Below are 18,062 nucleotides of genomic sequence, written 5' to 3'. Positions count from 1 at the left end.
AATTAAAATTATTTATTTTTTTTTAAATCCTATCCATGCTGTTTGATAATTTGAAAAAAAAATTTTAGCCCCACAAGTATTTGCATATTCGTTTATGAGATAACCTTTTCCACCTACAAATGCACCAGGTGCAGGATGTTGGGTAATCGCTTGATATTTTTTATTTTCAATTTGCATAGGCAAAAATATTGGCGCATCATCAACAACAACTAACGTATTTTCTGAAATAGAATCAATAATTGCAGTTAGTTCTTTTAGGTGATGAGCTGCTGATTGATGAGGAAATTGCCAATTTACGTCAAATGAGTCTAAGTAAAATAATGAAATTTTTTTTCCTTCAAGTTTTAAACGTTTCATTAATTCAATTAAATACTGAACGCTATCACCAGTATTTACCTCAACATTTTCACTTACAACAGATTTACAAATTTTAGTTGCGTTTTGGTCGATATCGACTGTATAAACTTTAGACCCAGGTTCCCTAGATAGTGTGTATTTATCAAAAAGTAATGTACTTTGACCATCACCAGCATAGTTGTCTTTTATTCTTAAACATCCAGTTTCGACAATGTTAATTGGTCCTTTAAGTTCATCTAAATATTTGAAAATTTTTATAAAAGATGATTTTCTTACACCTAGATCGTCTTTTATTTGATCAAAGAATTTATAAAATTTATTATTCATATTATTAATTTATATTACAACTTAAATTATTTTATATTAAATTTTTTAAGTAATAACTCTTTTAGATAAAGAGAATGCCATAAAAAATAATAAGAAAATAATAATTCTTGTAATTCAGAAAGTCTAAAATAATTGCTTGTAATTATTAAATTAAAAAGAGTGCTTTTATCAAAACTTTGAAAACTATCATTTTTAATTACATGTAAAGAGGAATGATCAATTAAATTCAGTTTACTCATTATTAAATCTGGTAAAACAAAAAATGATATTATTAAACTTATGGTTATTAATTTTTTTGAAGGTAAAATTATGCGCAGAACAATATTTTCTTTTTTTATTATTTTATAAAAAAAAATAGGGAAAATACACCATATAACTACCAAAGATCTTGGTAACTCATTAAATAAGTTTGATATATTATGTAAATTAGTTTCACCTTGTTTATTATAAAAAACACTTTCATTAGTAAGAAAAATTTCAAAACTTTTAAAACCAAATATATGTTGACCCCAGCTTATTTCTTCTAAAAAAAAATAAAGTAGACCAATTATTTCAAAAAAAATGAAGTATTTGATTATTTTATTTTTAATACCAAATTGAAATCTAAAATATATATTTAGAAGAATACCAATTGACATCAATAATAATAATATTTGTATAGTCTCTACAATTCCATTTTCACTCCATATATATGGGTTCCAACCCTCATCTTGAGTTCCAAATGTATAAAAATATATATTTGGAAACATGAAGTTCATACCCCATCCAAAACTTTGATCAAAAGCTTGAATTAAGAGAATAAAAATTAGTAAATAAAGAAATTTATTTGAAGTTTTATATAAATTTGAATTTTTATTCATATATAAGTTTTATTTTATTATTTTTATTAAGCATAACAGAGAAATAAAAAATTATAATTTAAGATATTTTGTCTCTTGCTAAATATTAAAAAACCACTAATTTTGAAACATATATAATAAGCGGGCATAGCTCAGTGGTAGAGCGTCTCGTTGCCAACGAGAAGGTCGAGGGTTCGACCCCCTTTGCCCGCTCCAAATAATGTAAAATATTCATGATAATTTGGATTGCATCATACCCAAAAAGTGGCAATACCTATATTAGGTCTTTTCTTGCAAGTTATTATTTTTCACAAGATGGAAAATTCGATTTCGATCAATTGCTTAAAATTCATCAGTTTCCAAATATGAAGTTCTCGAAATTTAAATCAAATGACAAAGAGGAAGCTAGTAGAAATTGGTTGTATAATCAAAATTCTTTTTTTGATAAAAAAAATTTAAATTTGGTAAAGACTCATAATTGTTTATATCCATTTAAAGGAAATAAATTTACCACTAAACAGCAAACTCTAGGAGCAATTTATATAATTAGAGATCCAAGAAATGTTATCACCTCATTAACACATCACTATTCTCTTGAATATTCTGAGGCGTTTAAACACATGATAGATGAAAATTCGTCTCTCTTAGAAAAGTCTCATGAATTAGATCATAGTAATTTTACTTATCTTAATTCATGGGCAAATCATTATAAGTCATGGAAAAATAATTCAAATTTTGAGGTTTTATTTATTAAGTACGAAGATTTTGAAACAAATAAAGAAGAAACCTTTAAAAAAGTAATTTTATTTATTAATAAATTAACCAATAGAGGTCATAAGATTGATGAAAAAAAATTTGTAAATTCAATAAAATCTACAAATTTTACAAACTTAAAAAATAAAGAGTTAAATGAAGGTTTTGAAGAAAGTGTATTCTCGAACAAGACAGGAAAAAAAATTAATTTTTTTAATTTGGGCTTTAATAATCGTTGGCAGAAACTACTACCAACTGATATAAAAGAGAAAATTTTTTTATATTATAATAATGAACTAAAAGAATTGAATTATTTAGATGAGTGATGATTTAGCAAATAAGAAATGTATACCATGTGAAGGAAATATAGCTCCTTTTAATACTGAAGAAATACATAAATATCTAAAAAAAGTTGATGGCTGGGAAGTTTTAGAGGATAAAATCGATGGTTTTCATTTAATAAAAAGTTTTAAATTTGATAATTTTTTAAAAAGTCAAGAGTTTGTAAATAAAGTTGGAGAAATAGCTGAGGCAGAAGGTCATCACCCTGATTTATGGTTTGGATGGGGTTATGCAAGAATTAAAATATTCACACATGCAATTAAAGGTTTAGCAGAGAGTGATTTTATTCTTGCTGCAAAAATAGATCAAATATCTAATGTCTAAAATGTCTTGTCTTTGAAAAAAGAAGCACAGTATCAGTTTCATTTGCAAAATTAATTATTTCTTTATCTCTTATTGAGCCAGAGGGCTGAACTATTGCTTTAACACCAGATTGTACTAATTTTTCAATACCATCTACAAAAGGAAAGAATGCATCTGAGGCAGCAACTAAATTATCATTTTGAAGATTAAATTTTTTCATTTTATTTATTGCTATTTCACAGCTATCTAATCTACTCGGTTGACCAGAACCAATACCGACAGTGGTTTCGTTTGATGCTAACACTATTGCGTTTGATTTGACATATCTGCACACATTGAAAGCAAACATAAGATCTTTAAGTTGTTTTGTTGTTGGTTTCCGTTTTGAAACGACTTTAAAATTTTTGGTTGAAAATAAATTTAAATCCTCTGATTGTATCATTATATCTTGATTAAATGATACAAATTTAAGAAGTTCTTTTGATGTATAATTTGTTCCATCAATTAATCTTAAGTTTTTTTTAGCTTTTAATATTTTAATAGCACTCCTTTCAAATCCATTTGCAATTATGACTTCTAAAAATAATTTATTTAACTCTATACCTAAATTTTTAGTAATTTTAAAATTACAGGAAATTATTCCACCAAAAGCACTTACGGGATCACAAGAAAGAGCAGATTTATAGCTTTCCAAATTGACGTTTTTAGCAGAAACACCACATGGATTTGCATGTTTAACAATGACTGTTCCTTTACCCTTTGGTAAAGATCTTGAAATAGCTAGAGCACTAAATATATCATTATAATTGTTGTAACTTAGTTGTTTTCCATGAATTTGTTTTAAATTTGTACTCGAACTACTTGAATAGATTGCACTTTGTTGATGAGGATTTTCTCCATACCTAAGTTGCTCTATTAGATTTCCATGAAAAATTTTTTTTCTAGGGAAAATAGTATTTGTTTTTTTGTTAAAATAATTTGAAATTAAAGAGTCATAATAAGCGGTCTCAGCAAACGCTATTCTTGATAGTTTTTCCCTAAAATTTAAAGAAGTAGATCCCCTGAATTTTTTTAGTTCATGAATTAATTCCTCATATTGATCTGAAGACGTTATTACAGCTACATCACTATAGTTTTTAGCCGCAGATCTAACCATAGTAGGACCACCTACATCTATATTTTCTATTATTTTATGATGATTATTTGTTTTTTTAAGGGTGTTTTCAAATGGATAAAAATTAACTATGACTAAATCAATATTCTCAAAATTATTATCTTTAAGATCTTTTAAGTGAGATTTTTTTTCTCTTTTATTTAAAATTCCTGCATGGATTTTTGGATGAAGAGTTTTTACCCTACCCTCTAAAATTTCAGGAGAATTGGTAAAATCAGATACTTCTAAACAATTAAATTTTAATCTTTTAATTTCTTTATAAGTACCACCCGAACTAATTATTTTAATTTTGTTCTTTTTTAAAATATTTAATAAAGGTTTTAAATTTTTTTTATCAGATACAGAAATAAGAGCTGTCTTGATTTTTTTCTTCATTATAATTTACTGATCTCCCATTTTATTATTTGCTCTTTTTCATTATTCATTCCTGAGATAAAAATATTCTGGTTTTCTTTAGATGAATTTTTATTACCGAAATATAAACCATTATCAATATTAATATCAAAGTTATCACAACTAAATTTCCAACCTTCTTCATCTACTTCAATTAGTATAGATTTGTTGTCTTGAGTTTTCATTACTTTTGAGCTTGGATCAAGATGAAATCTTATATCAAATTTAATTTCTTTATTAGGTGTTTTTCTTAATAATTTATCATAACCAATAAATTTCATTTGTTCTGGATAAAACTCAATTTGTCTTTCATAAATTGTTCCAAATTTAATTGAATATCCATCATGTGCACCTGATATTTTCCAATAATTATTTTCAAAAACCACATTTTTTTTTGATACTTTAAGTCCCTTATCAATAATTAAACTTTTTTGATGTTTAGTAAAATTACAAGAAGAATAATCTTCAATGGTTAAAGTGGAATGAAGAGAAGTGCTTCTTGATAATTTATTAAATTTATTATTTCTATCTGAGTAATAACCAGCATTTGAAATTATTTTTTTTTCATTTGAAAATATTTCAAAGGATAATGCACCTGCTTGATAGTCGTTGGAAAAAGTTTTATTAGGACTAGAACCTATATCAACAGCAAGAATTATTTTTTTATTTTTAAGAATTGCATATCCACTAAGTTCATTAATTTTGTTTTTGAAAGTATAACCAAACCTTTTTAAATATTGATCAAATTCTTTATTTTCAGAAGAATAATTACCATTAAAAAAAATATCTTGTTTTATATTTTGCCATATGAAAGCGTAACTTGAGCCTAAATAATAAATGGTCTCATCAATATATTCAGGAATTAAATTCTGAGATTCTTTGAACCACTCTCTAATAATTATAAAATATTTTAAATAAAATATTAGTTGTCGGATATTTCTAGATTTTGTAAAGCCTTGATTATCAATTGAGAATTTAATGATATTTTTTAATAAATTCAATCCATTTTCAAGATAATGTTTTTCATTTTTATAAGCTAATCCAGTTAAAATTATTGCAGCGCATCCAACCATCTTATTTTCCACTTCCTTAGAGTTTTTGATTTCATTTAACAAATGATTAGTCTGTTTTTGAATCATATAATCAAAAGTAGATCTGTATTCCTGGTCACTATCTTCATAGGTGAGTTGGTGATTTGATAACCATGAAATAATTCTTTTTGCTGTTAAATCAAATTCCCAGCTTTTTTTTTGATATTTACTATTATTTGAAATCCAGTTTTTGACAACTGTTTGTGTATTTTTTTTTGAAGATTTTAAATCTAAGCTAAAAAACCAGAAAAAATTATTTAATTTTTCATAATCTTTTGAGCTTAAATTATTTTGCCAAATTGATTCAATAGCAAAATCTTCAATTTTATATTTCTTATTTTGGTATTTAATTATAGACGAAAGCAAATGAGGACTTGGTTTATATTCAAAATTACTGTTAAAAGTTTTTGATATTTTTTTTTCGTAAAAATTTGAATTTTGATAAATTGATTTAAAACTTTCTTTTATATTAGAATAAAATTGACCTAAAATGCCCAAAGAATTTGTATTAATCATTAACTTATTTTAATTTTAATAAATTAATATTTTTCTTTATATCTCCATCATTACTTTTAAAAACTGTAGTACCAGAAACAAGAATATTAGCACCAGCATCAATTGCACTTTTGCAATTATCAAAATTGATGCCACCATCAATTTCTATGTCAAAAGCCATCTTATTTTTTTCTCTAATTTTTTTTAGTTCTTTAATTTTATCTAAAACTTCTGGCATAAATTTTTGACCTCCGAATCCAGGATTTACACTCATAATTAAAACTAAATCAATTTGATCTAATAGATCTAATATTAAATTAATTTTAGATTCAGGATTAAGTGAAACTCCAACTTTCTTATTTTTTTCTCTTATTTTTTTTATTGAATCTTCTAAATTATCAGTAGCTTCGGGATGAATAGTAATTATATCTGCTCCCGCATCAGCGTAAGCATCTATATATTTGTGTACTGGTGAAATCATTAAATGAACATCAAATTTTAATGAACAGTGTTTTCGAAGTGCTTTAATTACAGGTGGTCCTATTGTTAGATTAGGAACAAAATGACCATCCATCACATCGACATGAATCATATCAGCTCCACCTTCTTCGAGTCTTTTAATTTCTGAACCTAATTGACTAAAATCAGCTGATAAAATTGATGGTGAAATTTGTATATTTTTCATTGATTACTAGATTAACTAGTATCAATTTTAAAAATTAAAATGAATTAAAAAATTGATAAATTTGTCTAGAAATTTCACTCTCCAGAGGAAATGACAACATTCCCATGACAGAGTAGCCTAAGATCCAAGGCATCAGATAAAATCTAATCATGTAGAAAAACCAAGCAACATACAAGGGTACCAATGGCCCAATGATAAATGAGGGTGTTATTGGTTTAAATAATTTTATTAGAGGATTGGTGTATTTTACAAATACTCTCATGAAAAAGAATTGTGAGTCTTCTTTTTGAAAAATATTCATCGCTACTCTTCCAATAAGAGTCCACATGATGATCCCGAGCAAATAATCAATAAAATATATTAAAGGATGAAAATTAGCCGACATTCAAAATTTATATTGGAAAATTTATTGAAATAAAAGGGGCGAAATTAATCGCCCCATTTAAAAGATTATTTAGTGTGATTTACCAAGAATTGATTTACCACTTGGTACACGCACGTCATCAACCATTTTTTGAGTAGCTTTATCTGGTTCTGCAGTCATTAAACTAACTATTACCATTAAAACTAAACTAACAGCTGATCCGAAGATACCAAATGTTAACTGTGTAATTCCTAGGAATCCACTTCCACCAGTTCGTACCCAAACTAAGTACCATGCACCAGCGATTAGACCACCTAGCATACCAGCAATCGCACCTTGTCTATTAGCTCTCTTCCACCATACACCAAGTACAAGTGGGAAGAACAATCCAGACATCGCAAAATCAAAAGCCCAGATAACCGAACCTAAGATTCCTTGTATCTCCATTGCTGCAATAGTTGCTCCAGCAAAACCAATTATTACAAGTAATACCCTTGCAACAAGTAGTCGTTTTGCAGTTTCCGCTTTTGGATCAATGATCTTATAGTAAACATCATGTGATATAGCGTTTGCAATCGCTAGAATCAAACCATCGGCAGTAGACATGGCAGCTGCCATACCTCCTGCAGCAACTAGACCTGAAATTACATAAGGTAATCCAGCTATCTCTGGTGTTGCTAATACAACGGCTTTACCACCCATGAAGAACTCATTTAATTCAAGAGTTCCATTTCCGTTAAAGTCGCTGATAAACATTAGGTTTGCTTGGTTCCAGTTTTGGTACCAATCTATCGCTTCCACTTCTGCAAATGTCTTACCGATAATACCAGTTGGTAAATTCGGGTCGATCAATGATAACTTAGATAATGTAGCTAACATTGGAGCAGAAGAATAAAGTAGGAAGATAAAGAATAATGACCAACCTACTGATTTTCTAGCTGCTTTTACACTTGGAGTAGTAAAGTATCTCATCATCACGTGCGGTAATGAAGCTGTTCCCATCATCATCGCTAATGCTAATGAAATAAATGCCCAAGGTGTAGCGTTCACTGCAGAGTGAGCTTTAGTTATTCCTGCTAAGCCTTTAGGTACTGTTTTTAGATCAGCAGCTGCGTTTTTAACAAAACCGAACTGTTGTTCTAATTCACCAATTCTAGCAACCTCATCAGCTAACATAAAGTGAGGGAAGAAACCCGCACCCATTTTGTTACTGATCCAGAATACTGGAAGTAGGTATGCTATAATTAGAACGATATATTGTGCAACCTGTGTCCAAGTCACCCCTCTCATACCACCTAACATTGAACATAATAAAATACTTATTAGTCCAACATAAACTGCGTATTGGAATGGGATATCAAGTGCAACAGATGCAATAGTACCTGTAGCGTTAATTTGTGCAGTCACATAAGTAAATGAAGCAACAGTTAAAACTACAACTGCGCTAAATCTAGCTAAATTACCACCGTATCTCGTACCTATAAAATCTGGAACTGTATAACAGCCAAATTTTCTTAGGTATGGTGCTAATAAAGATGCAACAAGCACGTATCCACCAGTCCAACCTACAAGTAGTGCCATATAACCGTAACCTTTAAAGTAAATACCACCTGCCATAGCAACGAATGATGCACCAGACATCCAGTCTGCTGCAGTCGCCATTCCGTTGAAGACTGTTGGTACTTGCCTTCCAGCTACATAATATGCATCTGCTTGGGCTGTTCTTGATAGATAACCGATTAATGCATAGATGAATACAGTAAATGCAACGAAAGCGATACCTATCGTTTTAGCTGTCATACCCATCTGTTCAGCAATTGCCATAATGATTATGAAACCTACAAATCCTCCTGTATAGATTCCGTAAATCTTAGGCAAATTATCTATGAAATTACCTTTCATTATTCGTCCTCTCTTTCGCTAAAGCCGAACTCTTCATCGATTTTTTCTTGTCTATTCGCAAACCAGAAAATTAGGATTACAAATGCACCAAGAGATCCCTGACATGTAAACCAGTATGTCCATGGATAACCGAAAGGTCCTGTGACCTCGTTCATTTCAGCTCCAAAGAGAAAGATGCCAATTGAGAAAACAAACCAGATTGCCAGTGTTATAAATAACAATCCCCTGGTTTTTTCCCAGTGTTTTTGTTGATTTGACATTTATACCTCTCTATTTAGTTATAACTGGTTGAAACCATAACCATTATGAAGGTTTTGAAAAGACCTAAAATTCACCATATAAGGTACTTATTTACTTGCTTTTTTAAGATATAATTGGCGCACTTACAAATTAACATGGGAAAATACAAATTAACTTGGAGAGACATAAAACTTGAGGATTTCAAAACATATTTATTCGCCATGTTTAAGGCGTTTATTCCAAAGAAAAAAATAAAAACTTTGGATGACTTAGAGCAGTTTATTCAAACAAAATCTGCCTGGGCTACTCAAGTTACTTTATATAATTATTTAAAAACTCGAATGGGAACAAGATATGTTCTTCATTTTGATAATGATGAATTTATGTCATCAGTAAATCTTGCTAAATGGAATATTTATTCTGTTGCATTACAAGATTTAACTTTTTTTACTTTTTCATATTTAAAAGTTAATTTCAATTATCAGGATATTCATAAAGCGAACGAAATTTTCAATAAAATTTTAGATGACGAAATTTCTAATAAGATGCCGTTAGATATTATTGATGAAGCTAGGAAAAGTTTTGACGAACGATTAGAGAAAATAAATTGGGATGGATATTATCAAGACTTACCTTTTAATCCTAGTGCTCTTTCTTTATATAAGTGGGCTCCAATTGCAGACGAATTAAAAACTTTAGATCGAAAGATTGTTTTAAATTCGATGATTTTAAAATGGGATGTTGTTAAACAAGAGTTTAAAGATTTAATTCAGTTTTAAATATTTTTTCTATTATCTACTAAACTATCAACAACACTTGGATCCGCTAGAGTAGTGGTGTCTCCTAATTGACCATGCTCGTTAGCAGCAATTTTTCTTAAAATTCTTCTCATTATTTTTCCTGATCTTGTTTTAGGAAGACCCGGAGTAAAATGAATTAGATCTGGAGTTGCTAAAGGACCAATTTGTTTTCTAACCCAAAGTTTTAGATCTCTTTCTAGTTCACCAGTTTCGCTTTCTCCTGCATTCAAGGTTACATAACAATACAACCCATTACCTTTAATATCATGGGGATAACCAACCACAGCAGCTTCAGCTACTTTTGGATGAGCAACAAACGCACTTTCAATTTCAGCTGTTCCAAGATTATGTCCCGAAACAATAATTACATCATCTACTCGACCAGTGATCCAGTAATATCCATCTTTATCTCTTCGACATCCATCACCAGTGAAATATTTTCCATTAAATTGAGAAAAGTATGTATCGATAAATCTTTGATGATCACCATAAACAGTTCTCATTTGTCCAGGCCATGATTGAGCTATACATAATCTTCCTTCTCCAGCTCCTTTAATTTCTTTGCCGTTTTTATCTACAAGCACTGGCTTGATTCCATAGAAAGGTTTTGTTGCAGATCCAGGTTTAAGAGGAATTGCACCTGTTTGAGGAGCAATCATTATACCTCCGGTTTCTGTTTGCCACCAAGTATCTACTATTGGGCATTTAGAATTACCTACAGTTTTATAGTACCACATCCAAGCTTCTGGATTTATTGGTTCTCCTACAGTTCCTAAAAGTTTAAGTGATTTTCTAGATGTTTTTTTAACAGGTTTATCTCCTTCACGCATCAAAGCTCTAATTGCAGTTGGAGCTGTATAAAAAGTATTTACCTTGTATTTATCAACTATTTGCCACCACCTTGAACTATCGGGATAATTTGGAATTCCTTCAAACATTATAGTAGTTGCACCGTTCGAAAGTGGTCCATAAATAATATAACTATGTCCAGTTACCCAACCAATATCAGCAGTACACCAATAAATATCTTTTGGTTTATAGTTGAAAATATATTGATGTGTCATTGATGCATAAACCATATACCCACCGGTAGTGTGAAGAACTCCTTTAGGTTTACCTGTTGAACCGGAAGTATATAAGATGAATAAAGGATCTTCCGCATTCATTTCCTCAGGCTCACAGTGATTAGGAACGTCTTTAATTAAATCATGATACCAAACATCTCTATTTTGATCCCAGTTGATATAATTACCTGTTCGTTTTACAACAATGCAGTTCTTAACATTTGGGCAACTCATTAAAGCTTCATCAACAGTATATTTCAGTGGTATAGTTTTTCCACCTCGTACTCCTTCATCTGCAGTAATAATGTATTCAGACTCACAATCATTAACTCTTCCAGAAATAGAGTCTGCTGAAAAACCACCAAAAATAATAGAGTGAACTGCACCAATTCTTACACAGGCCAGCATTAAAATTGCTAACTCTGGTATCATAGTTAAATAAATTGTTACACGATCGCCTTTTTTAATTCCTAATTTTTTTAAACCATTTGCAGCTTTAGAAACTTTTTGGTGAAGTTGTTTATAAGAAATTTTCTGATTATCCTTTGGATCATCACCTACCCAAATAATTGCTGTTTTATCTTTTTTATCTTTTAAATGTCTATCAATACAATTTGCAGAAGCATTTAAAGTACCATCTTCAAACCATTTAATTTTTACTTCTTTCGTACTATATTTTACGTCTTTAATTTTTTTATAAGGTTTTATCCAAGTAATTCTTTTACCTTCTTTTCTCCAAAATTCATCATTACCCTTTATTGATTGAGAATATTTTTGTTGGTATTTACTTTTGTTTGCTAAGCTACTTTTAATCCATTCAGGTTTTGTTTTAATAATTACTTCAGGAGGAATATTTCCGTTTTCTTTTTTTGCTTTAATTTTTTTTTTTATTTTTTTTGAGGTTTTTTTTCTTACATTAGATTTTCTCTTCACCTTTTTTGAGGTTTTTTTTCTAACTTTGGACTTTTTTTTTCTTACCTTGCTTTTCTTTTTCTTTTTTTTTGGCATAGGATAATTTTTTTTTTAAATTCTACTCATGTTATTTATAATTTTCCAGCTTTTATAATCAACAGGCATTACAGAAAGCCTACTTTGCTTTATAAGAGCTAAATGGCTTAAATCCTTATTTTTTTTAATACTTTCGAGTGTTATAGGCTTTGAAAATTTAGATTTAAATTGAACAGTAACTGCAACAAACCTCCCTGTTTTATCAGTTTTATCTATATAAGATTCTTTAATAACTTTTACGACTCCAACTATCTCTTTTCCGATATTTGAATGATAAAAAAAACAAAGATCTCCTTTCTTCATGCTCTTTAAATTTTTAGCAGCTTGATAATTTCTAACACCATCCCAAGGTGCACCTTTAACTCCAGCTTTTTTTTGTTGATTAATTGACCAAACATCTGGCTCAGATTTAATTAACCAATACTTCATTATAATTGAACTCCAGCACCTTTGAGAAAAGCTGCATCTTCATCTAAAGGCCATCTAGGCTTTGCTGGATAATCTAAATTATTAAATTGATTTAATTTAAATTTTTCTAAACCTACCATTGCAATCATTGCTGCATTATCTCCACAGAACTCTATAGGTGGAAAAATACTTATATAATTATTTTCTTCACATAGATTACTTAACATAGATCTGATTTTTTTATTTGCCGCAACCCCTCCAGCAACAACGAAAATTTTTTCATTAAGTTCATTTATTTTTTCAAATTCAGTAAAAGCGATTTTTGTTTTCTTATATAAAATTTCTTCAATTGTTTTTTGAAATGATGCTGCAAGATCATATTTATCTTGTTCTGATTTAATTGTTTTGCTTATCTTCAACACGGCAGTTTTTAGACCTGCAAAAGAAAGATTGCATCCTCCTTTGCTGAAAATTGGTTTTGGTAAATCATATTTTTCTGGATCACCTTTTTTAGCTAAAATTTCTATTTGAGGTCCTCCTGGAAATTCTATTCCTAAAAGTTTTGCCGTTTTGTCAAACGCCTCACCTAATGCATCATCAATAGTTGTTCCCAATCTTTTATATTTACCAAGATTCTGAACACTTAAATATTGTGAGTGCCCACCAGAAATTAAAAGAAGTAAATATGGATAATTTAAATTTGTATTTAGTTTTGGACTTAAAGCATGTCCCTCTAAATGATTAACAGCAATAAAAGGTTTATTCATTGATGTTGCGAAAGCTTTACCAAAACTTAACCCAACTGATAAACAAACAATTAATCCAGGACCAGCGGTAGAAGCAACCGCATCTATCTCTTCAATTTTTCTTCCACTTTCATCAATAGCTTTTTTGACAATCCAATCAATTTTTTCAATGTGTGAACGTGCTGCTAGTTCAGGAACTACACCACCAAACTCCCTATGAACCTTATCTTGGCTAGAAATAATGTTAGATAAAACTACTGGGAATCCTTCTTCATTTTCAGTTATTAAAGAAGCTGCTGTTTCATCACAACTAGACTCTATTCCAAGAATTAAGGGTTTTTTGCTCATTCAAATAGTTTTTAATAATTGTACAATCTTTATACAAGTAAGAAATAATTTTTTATGAGAAAAAAAATAATAATTGGAACTAGGGGTAGCAAGCTTGCCTTACTTTATGCTCAACAGGCTAAAAATAAGATTATTGAAAATACCGACCTTGGCAATGAAGATATTTTAATTAAATCAATTACAACTAAAGGTGACGAAGTACAGGATATAAGATTATCTGAGCTTGGTGGCAAAGGTTTGTTTTCTAGTAATATTGAAAAAGAACTTCAGTTAAAAAATATTGATATTGCAGTTCACGCGCTGAAAGATATGCCCGCGAATGAGACTGAAGGATTAAGGACAGATTCTTTTCTTGAAAGAAATGACCCTAGAGAGATTTTAATTACAAAGAACAAAAAAAAACTTAAAGACCTAGATGAAAAGTCAACTGTTGGTACCTCCTCATACAGAAGAGAATTTCAAATAAAAAAAATTAGACAAGATTTGAACTGTAAACTAATTAGAGGAAATGTAGATACTAGAATTAGAAAATTGAATGAAGGGATGTATGATGCAATTATTTTATCTTATGCTGGTATCAAATTTTTAAAATTTGAAAATGAAATCTCAGAAATTTTTTCAGCTGAAGAAATAATTCCTAGTGCAGGACAAGGCGTAATTGCTCTTCAGTGTAGGCAGAATGATGATGAGACAATTTCTACTTTAAACAAAATTAATCATGAGGAAACACATAAAAGAGCTCATCTTGAGAGAAATATTCTAAAAGTTTTAGATGGAGATTGTGAAACAGCAATTGGTGCTCATTCAGTGGTTGATGGAGATAAGATTATAGTGGAGGCTGAACTTTTTTCTTTAGATGGTAAACAAAGGTTTTATGAAAAAAAAGTTGGTAATTTAAATGAGTTTAAAGAAATTGGTAAAGAGATTGGAATACTTTTAAAAACAAAATCAAATAATTCATATAAAAGATAATATGCATATTTTGTTAACTAGACCACTGGAGGATTGTTCTGAAATGATAATAAAATTTCAATCATTAGGACATCAAGTTTCTCATCTCCCATTAATAAGAATTGAAAAGGTTAATTATGAAGAAATTAACTTTTCTGAATATGGTGGAATTGTTTTTACTAGTGCAAATGCAGTAAAATTTTTAAACACAGTAAAATTAGATAAAAATATTAAATGCTTTTGTGTTGGAAACGCTACAGAAAACAAAGCAAGAAGTGTTGGTTTTCAAAATACAATTGCGGCTGAAGGAAATGTCACAAACTTAAAGGAGTTAATTATACAAAGTTATGAGTCCAAAAATAAAGAATTACTTTACGTAAGTGGTGAAACAATATCGGTTGATTTAGATCAACAGTTATTAAGCGAAGGTTTTAAGGTAAAAAGAATTATTAATTACAGAGTAGATCATAATCAAAAATTTGATGAGAAATTTGTTAATGAATTAAAATTAAATATGCCTGATATGGTCTATGTTTACTCTCAAAATAGTGCGTCAAGTTTCTTAAATTTCATGAAGATTTACCAAACCGAAAATTTATGGATGAATACAAATTTGATGTGTATAGGCGAAAAAACCTCGTCAATACTGAACGAAATCAAATGGAAAAAGATTTTTCTTTTTAATCCTGGAGAAGAAGAGTTTTTGTTATATAAAATTTAGAAATGGAATTAATTAATAATTTTTCAGAGATATTTTTATCAGTATGGAATAAAGGAATTCTTGGTGTTGATATATTTCAAATCCTAATTGGTATTGGAATATTTTTACTGTTCTTAATTTTTAGAGGTCTAATAAGCAAATTAGTTATTAAAAAATTAGAAATTATCTCTAAAAGAACAACAAATAAATTAGATGATACTTTTGTTCAATCACTTGTAGGTCCAGCAAGGTTTTTACCAATTGTATTAGGATTTTTTATTGCAAGTTACTACATGACTTTCTCATTAGAAGGAAGAGAAGTAGTAGATACAATTAATAGAACGTTGATCACTATTTTAATTTTTTGGGTAATTCACCAAATTATAGAACCAATCTCATACATACTTAGTGGTTTAGATAAATTGTTAACGAGAGAACTTATTGGCTGGATAATTAAATCGCTAAAAATTTTAATTTTTATTTTAGGTTTAGCAGCAGTTTTAGAATTGTGGGGAATTAAAATAGGTCCAATCATTGCAGGTCTTGGATTGTTTGGTGTTGCTGTAGCATTAGGGGCACAAGATCTATTCAAAAATTTAATATCAGGAATTTTAGTTTTAGTTGAAAAGAGATTTAAAATTGGAGACTGGATAGCTGTTGAGGGTATTATTGAAGGTGTAGTAGAAAAGATTGGATTTAGATCAACAACAATTAGAAAATTTGACAAATCTCTTGCTATTATTCCAAATTTTCAATTTGCCGAAAACGCAGTTGTAAATGTAAGTGAAACCTCAAATTGGTTAATCAGTTGGATTATTACACTTCAATACGACACTTCTGTAGATCAGTTAAAAAAAATTAGAGATGAAATCGAAAGTCATATTAATTCAAGCGAAGATTATAATACCTCAATTGGTGTTGCGGTAAGAGTTGATAAATTTTCTGATAGTTCAATAGATATGTATGTAAGATGCTTTACAAAAACAGGAAGTTGGAATAATTGGCTTGATGTAAAAGAAAGATTAGCGATTGCGATTAAAGAAATTGTAGAAAAAAATGGTGCTTCATTTGCTTTCCCAAGTCAGTCGATTTACGTTGAGAAAAAATGATAGCTATTTTTTATTTAGTTTTACAAATTTTAAAATTGTACTCTTATGTTGTAATCGCCAATGTTATTGTAAGTTGGTTAATAGCTTTTAACGTTCTTAATACTCAAAATAGGTTTGTGTATGCAATTTTAGAGTTGAGTTACAAATTAACCGAGCCATTTCTGAATAAAATTAGACGTTTTTTGCCAAATTTAGGTTCACTAGATATTTCTCCGATCATTCTTCTTTTATTGATTTGGTTTATCGAAATGTGTATGAAGCTGTACATCGCACCAATGATTTTTTAAGAGAGAAATATGATTTTAATTGATGGAAAAAAAGCAGCCGCAGAATTAAGAGCAGAGTTGAAGGAAGAAGTTGCAGAGTTAAAATCAAAACATAATAAAGTACCAGGTTTAACAGTAATACTTATTGGTGATTTAACACCTAGTCAGATTTATGTAAGAAATAAAGAGAAGTCAGCAAATGAGGTAGGATTAAAATCTGAAGTAATTAAATATCCAGACACAGTTGAAGAAAAGATTGTTCTAGAAAAAATTCAAGAACTAAACAGCGATGAAACTGTTTCAGGAATTTTAGTTCAACTTCCTTTACCTAAGCATATTGATAAGCAGAAGGTAATAGAAGCTATTGTTCCCTCAAAGGACGTAGATGGATTTCATCCAATGAATGTAGGCAATCTTTCATCTGGTTATGAAAGTTCGATACCTTGTACTCCGCTTGGATGTTATTTGTTGATAAAAAAGATTGAACCCAATTTAAGTGGTAAAAAAGCTGTGGTTGTGGGTAGATCAAATTTAAATGGTAAACCAATGACACAACTTCTTTTAAAAGAAAATTGCACCGTAACTATAACTCATTCAAAAACTAAAGATTTAAAAGCTGAATGTTTAGAGGCAGATATAATTGTTGCCGCTGTAGGTATACCCGAACTTGTTAGAGGAGATTGGGTTAAAAAAGATGCTATTGTTATTGATGTTGGTATAAATAAAACTGACAACGGTATAGTTGGTGATGTTCATTTTGATGAAGTTTCAAAAAATGCAAAAGCACTTACACCAGTTCCAGGCGGTGTAGGTCCAATGACTATTGCATGTTTGCTTAAAAATACGATTGACTGTTTCAAAAGATCGCAAATTTAATAATTAAACCATAAGCTGTAATCTGTTAATTTATTAGGATGAAAAAACCTAAAAGACCATACAGATTTGGTATAATTTTTTTGCTTCTTACAGTTCCACCTATTGGGGCAACTCAGATAGGTTGGTATTTGCATGACAAGCAAACTGGTTTTGATTATGGTATGATTGTAGGTACTGTATCAGTAATATACGCTGCATATTTAATGTATGAAAAAAACTGGCGTGAAGAAGATGAAGATTAAATTATGGAAAAAATAATTTTTTTTGGATTGGTTATTCCTATCATGGCTTATGTTTTATACTTAGGTGGAATGGCAATTATGAATGGTTTTAAGTCTAAGGAAGCTAATAGAGCTGAGAAAGAGGAAGCTGAAAGTGAGGGTAGGGAGACAAGCGAGACTTCTGATGAACAAAGCAGCAATTTAAGTGATGAACTTGCTAAATTGAATGATTTAAAAGAAAAAGGAATTATTTCTCAAGAGGAATTTGAAAAGGCGAAAAATAAACTATTAAATAATTAA

21 protein-coding genes and 1 tRNA gene are annotated in these 18,062 nt (G+C 29.6%); 11 read left to right on the top strand and 11 right to left on the bottom strand.

The window, feature by feature from the left end:
* Positions 1 to 12 precede the first annotated feature (12 nt).
* Positions 13 to 684, bottom strand: coding sequence for a hypothetical protein (locus ACTT88_RS06645; RefSeq protein WP_440908511.1), 672 nt, complete (start codon positions 682 to 684; stop codon positions 13 to 15).
* 26 nt (positions 685 to 710) lie between these two features.
* A complete protein-coding gene (locus ACTT88_RS06640; protein WP_440908510.1) occupies positions 711 to 1,544 on the bottom strand; it encodes a hypothetical protein in 834 nt (277 codons plus the stop codon).
* Positions 1,545 to 1,664: 120 nt separating this feature from the next.
* Here ACTT88_RS06640 and ACTT88_RS06635 point away from each other — a divergent pair.
* The 3 genes from ACTT88_RS06635 (at position 1,665) to ACTT88_RS06625 (ending at position 2,942) form a co-directional block, all read left to right on the top strand.
* Positions 1,665 to 1,739: transfer RNA gene (locus ACTT88_RS06635), tRNA-Gly, on the top strand.
* A gap of 17 nt (positions 1,740 to 1,756) precedes the next feature.
* Positions 1,757 to 2,602 (top strand): sulfotransferase domain-containing protein, encoded by an 846-nt coding sequence (locus tag ACTT88_RS06630; RefSeq protein WP_440908509.1) that lies wholly within the window; start codon positions 1,757 to 1,759, stop codon positions 2,600 to 2,602.
* Positions 2,595 to 2,942, top strand: coding sequence for a 4a-hydroxytetrahydrobiopterin dehydratase (locus ACTT88_RS06625; protein ID WP_440908508.1), 348 nt, complete (start codon positions 2,595 to 2,597; stop codon positions 2,940 to 2,942). Before ACTT88_RS06630 ends, ACTT88_RS06625 begins: the two co-directional genes overlap by 8 nt.
* Here the strand turns inward: ACTT88_RS06625 and purH are convergent.
* From purH to ACTT88_RS06595, 6 genes are all read right to left on the bottom strand, one after another.
* The gene (gene purH, locus ACTT88_RS06620; protein ID WP_440908507.1) at positions 2,932 to 4,470 is read right to left on the bottom strand and encodes a bifunctional phosphoribosylaminoimidazolecarboxamide formyltransferase/IMP cyclohydrolase; all 1,539 of its coding nucleotides are present in this window, start codon (positions 4,468 to 4,470) and stop codon (positions 2,932 to 2,934) included. The genes ACTT88_RS06625 and purH overlap by 11 nt on opposite strands.
* On the bottom strand, positions 4,470 to 6,095 hold the full coding sequence (locus ACTT88_RS06615; RefSeq protein WP_440908506.1) for a heparinase II/III family protein: 1,626 nt from the start codon (positions 6,093 to 6,095) through the stop codon (positions 4,470 to 4,472). Before ACTT88_RS06615 ends, purH begins: the two co-directional genes overlap by 1 nt.
* 4 nt (positions 6,096 to 6,099) lie before the next feature.
* Positions 6,100 to 6,759 (bottom strand): ribulose-phosphate 3-epimerase, encoded by a 660-nt coding sequence (gene rpe, locus ACTT88_RS06610; RefSeq protein ID WP_440908505.1) that lies wholly within the window; start codon positions 6,757 to 6,759, stop codon positions 6,100 to 6,102.
* Between the two features lie 34 nt (positions 6,760 to 6,793).
* The gene (locus ACTT88_RS06605) at positions 6,794 to 7,144 is read right to left on the bottom strand and encodes a hypothetical protein (protein WP_440908504.1); all 351 of its coding nucleotides are present in this window, start codon (positions 7,142 to 7,144) and stop codon (positions 6,794 to 6,796) included.
* Positions 7,145 to 7,213: 69 nt separating this feature from the next.
* Positions 7,214 to 9,028 (bottom strand): sodium:solute symporter family protein, encoded by a 1,815-nt coding sequence (locus ACTT88_RS06600; RefSeq protein ID WP_440908630.1) that lies wholly within the window; start codon positions 9,026 to 9,028, stop codon positions 7,214 to 7,216.
* The gene (locus ACTT88_RS06595; protein ID WP_271560210.1) at positions 9,025 to 9,285 is read right to left on the bottom strand and encodes a DUF4212 domain-containing protein; all 261 of its coding nucleotides are present in this window, start codon (positions 9,283 to 9,285) and stop codon (positions 9,025 to 9,027) included. The genes ACTT88_RS06600 and ACTT88_RS06595 overlap by 4 nt, the downstream gene beginning before the upstream one ends.
* A 135-nt stretch (positions 9,286 to 9,420) precedes the next feature.
* Between ACTT88_RS06595 and ACTT88_RS06590 the strand changes: the two genes are divergently transcribed.
* A complete protein-coding gene (locus ACTT88_RS06590; protein WP_440908503.1) occupies positions 9,421 to 10,044 on the top strand; it encodes an esterase in 624 nt (207 codons plus the stop codon).
* Here the strand turns inward: ACTT88_RS06590 and acs are convergent.
* The 3 genes from acs to tsaD are packed head-to-tail and all read right to left on the bottom strand — an operon-like array spanning position 10,041 to position 13,639.
* Positions 10,041 to 12,137, bottom strand: coding sequence for an acetate--CoA ligase (acs, locus tag ACTT88_RS06585; RefSeq protein WP_440908502.1), 2,097 nt, complete (start codon positions 12,135 to 12,137; stop codon positions 10,041 to 10,043). The two genes, ACTT88_RS06590 and acs, sit on opposite strands and share 4 nt — an antisense overlap.
* A gap of 15 nt (positions 12,138 to 12,152) precedes the next feature.
* Complete coding sequence (locus ACTT88_RS06580; protein ID WP_440908501.1) at positions 12,153 to 12,566, bottom strand: EVE domain-containing protein; 414 nt, start codon at positions 12,564 to 12,566, stop codon at positions 12,153 to 12,155.
* Positions 12,566 to 13,639, bottom strand: coding sequence for a tRNA (adenosine(37)-N6)-threonylcarbamoyltransferase complex transferase subunit TsaD (gene tsaD, locus ACTT88_RS06575; RefSeq protein WP_440908500.1), 1,074 nt, complete (start codon positions 13,637 to 13,639; stop codon positions 12,566 to 12,568). Before tsaD ends, ACTT88_RS06580 begins: the two co-directional genes overlap by 1 nt.
* Positions 13,640 to 13,693: 54 nt before the next feature.
* On the opposite strand from tsaD, the gene hemC reads away from it, so the two are divergent.
* The 7 genes from hemC to ACTT88_RS06540 are packed head-to-tail and all read left to right on the top strand — an operon-like array spanning position 13,694 to position 18,062.
* Positions 13,694 to 14,611 carry a hydroxymethylbilane synthase gene (gene hemC, locus ACTT88_RS06570; RefSeq protein ID WP_440908499.1) on the top strand — a complete coding sequence of 306 codons (918 nt, stop codon included), beginning with the start codon at positions 13,694 to 13,696 and terminating at the stop codon, positions 14,609 to 14,611.
* 1 nt (position 14,612) lies between these two features.
* On the top strand, positions 14,613 to 15,311 hold the full coding sequence (locus ACTT88_RS06565; RefSeq protein WP_440908498.1) for a uroporphyrinogen-III synthase: 699 nt from the start codon (positions 14,613 to 14,615) through the stop codon (positions 15,309 to 15,311).
* A 2-nt stretch (positions 15,312 to 15,313) separates the two neighbouring features.
* Positions 15,314 to 16,399 carry a mechanosensitive ion channel family protein gene (locus ACTT88_RS06560; RefSeq protein WP_440908497.1) on the top strand — a complete coding sequence of 362 codons (1,086 nt, stop codon included), beginning with the start codon at positions 15,314 to 15,316 and terminating at the stop codon, positions 16,397 to 16,399.
* The gene (locus ACTT88_RS06555) at positions 16,396 to 16,686 is read left to right on the top strand and encodes a YggT family protein (protein WP_023854572.1); all 291 of its coding nucleotides are present in this window, start codon (positions 16,396 to 16,398) and stop codon (positions 16,684 to 16,686) included. Before ACTT88_RS06560 ends, ACTT88_RS06555 begins: the two co-directional genes overlap by 4 nt.
* A gap of 9 nt (positions 16,687 to 16,695) precedes the next feature.
* Positions 16,696 to 17,541, top strand: coding sequence for a bifunctional 5,10-methylenetetrahydrofolate dehydrogenase/5,10-methenyltetrahydrofolate cyclohydrolase (locus ACTT88_RS06550; protein WP_440908496.1), 846 nt, complete (start codon positions 16,696 to 16,698; stop codon positions 17,539 to 17,541).
* A 38-nt stretch (positions 17,542 to 17,579) separates the two neighbouring features.
* Positions 17,580 to 17,783 carry a hypothetical protein gene (locus tag ACTT88_RS06545; RefSeq protein ID WP_440908495.1) on the top strand — a complete coding sequence of 68 codons (204 nt, stop codon included), beginning with the start codon at positions 17,580 to 17,582 and terminating at the stop codon, positions 17,781 to 17,783.
* Positions 17,784 to 17,786: 3 nt separating this feature from the next.
* Complete coding sequence (locus ACTT88_RS06540) at positions 17,787 to 18,062, top strand: SHOCT domain-containing protein (RefSeq protein WP_440908494.1); 276 nt, start codon at positions 17,787 to 17,789, stop codon at positions 18,060 to 18,062.

It is taken from the genome of Candidatus Pelagibacter sp. (genome assembly GCF_052046145.1).
Taxonomy (GTDB): domain Bacteria; phylum Pseudomonadota; class Alphaproteobacteria; order Pelagibacterales; family Pelagibacteraceae; genus Pelagibacter.
This window is presented reverse-complemented; position numbering and strand designations above follow the sequence as displayed.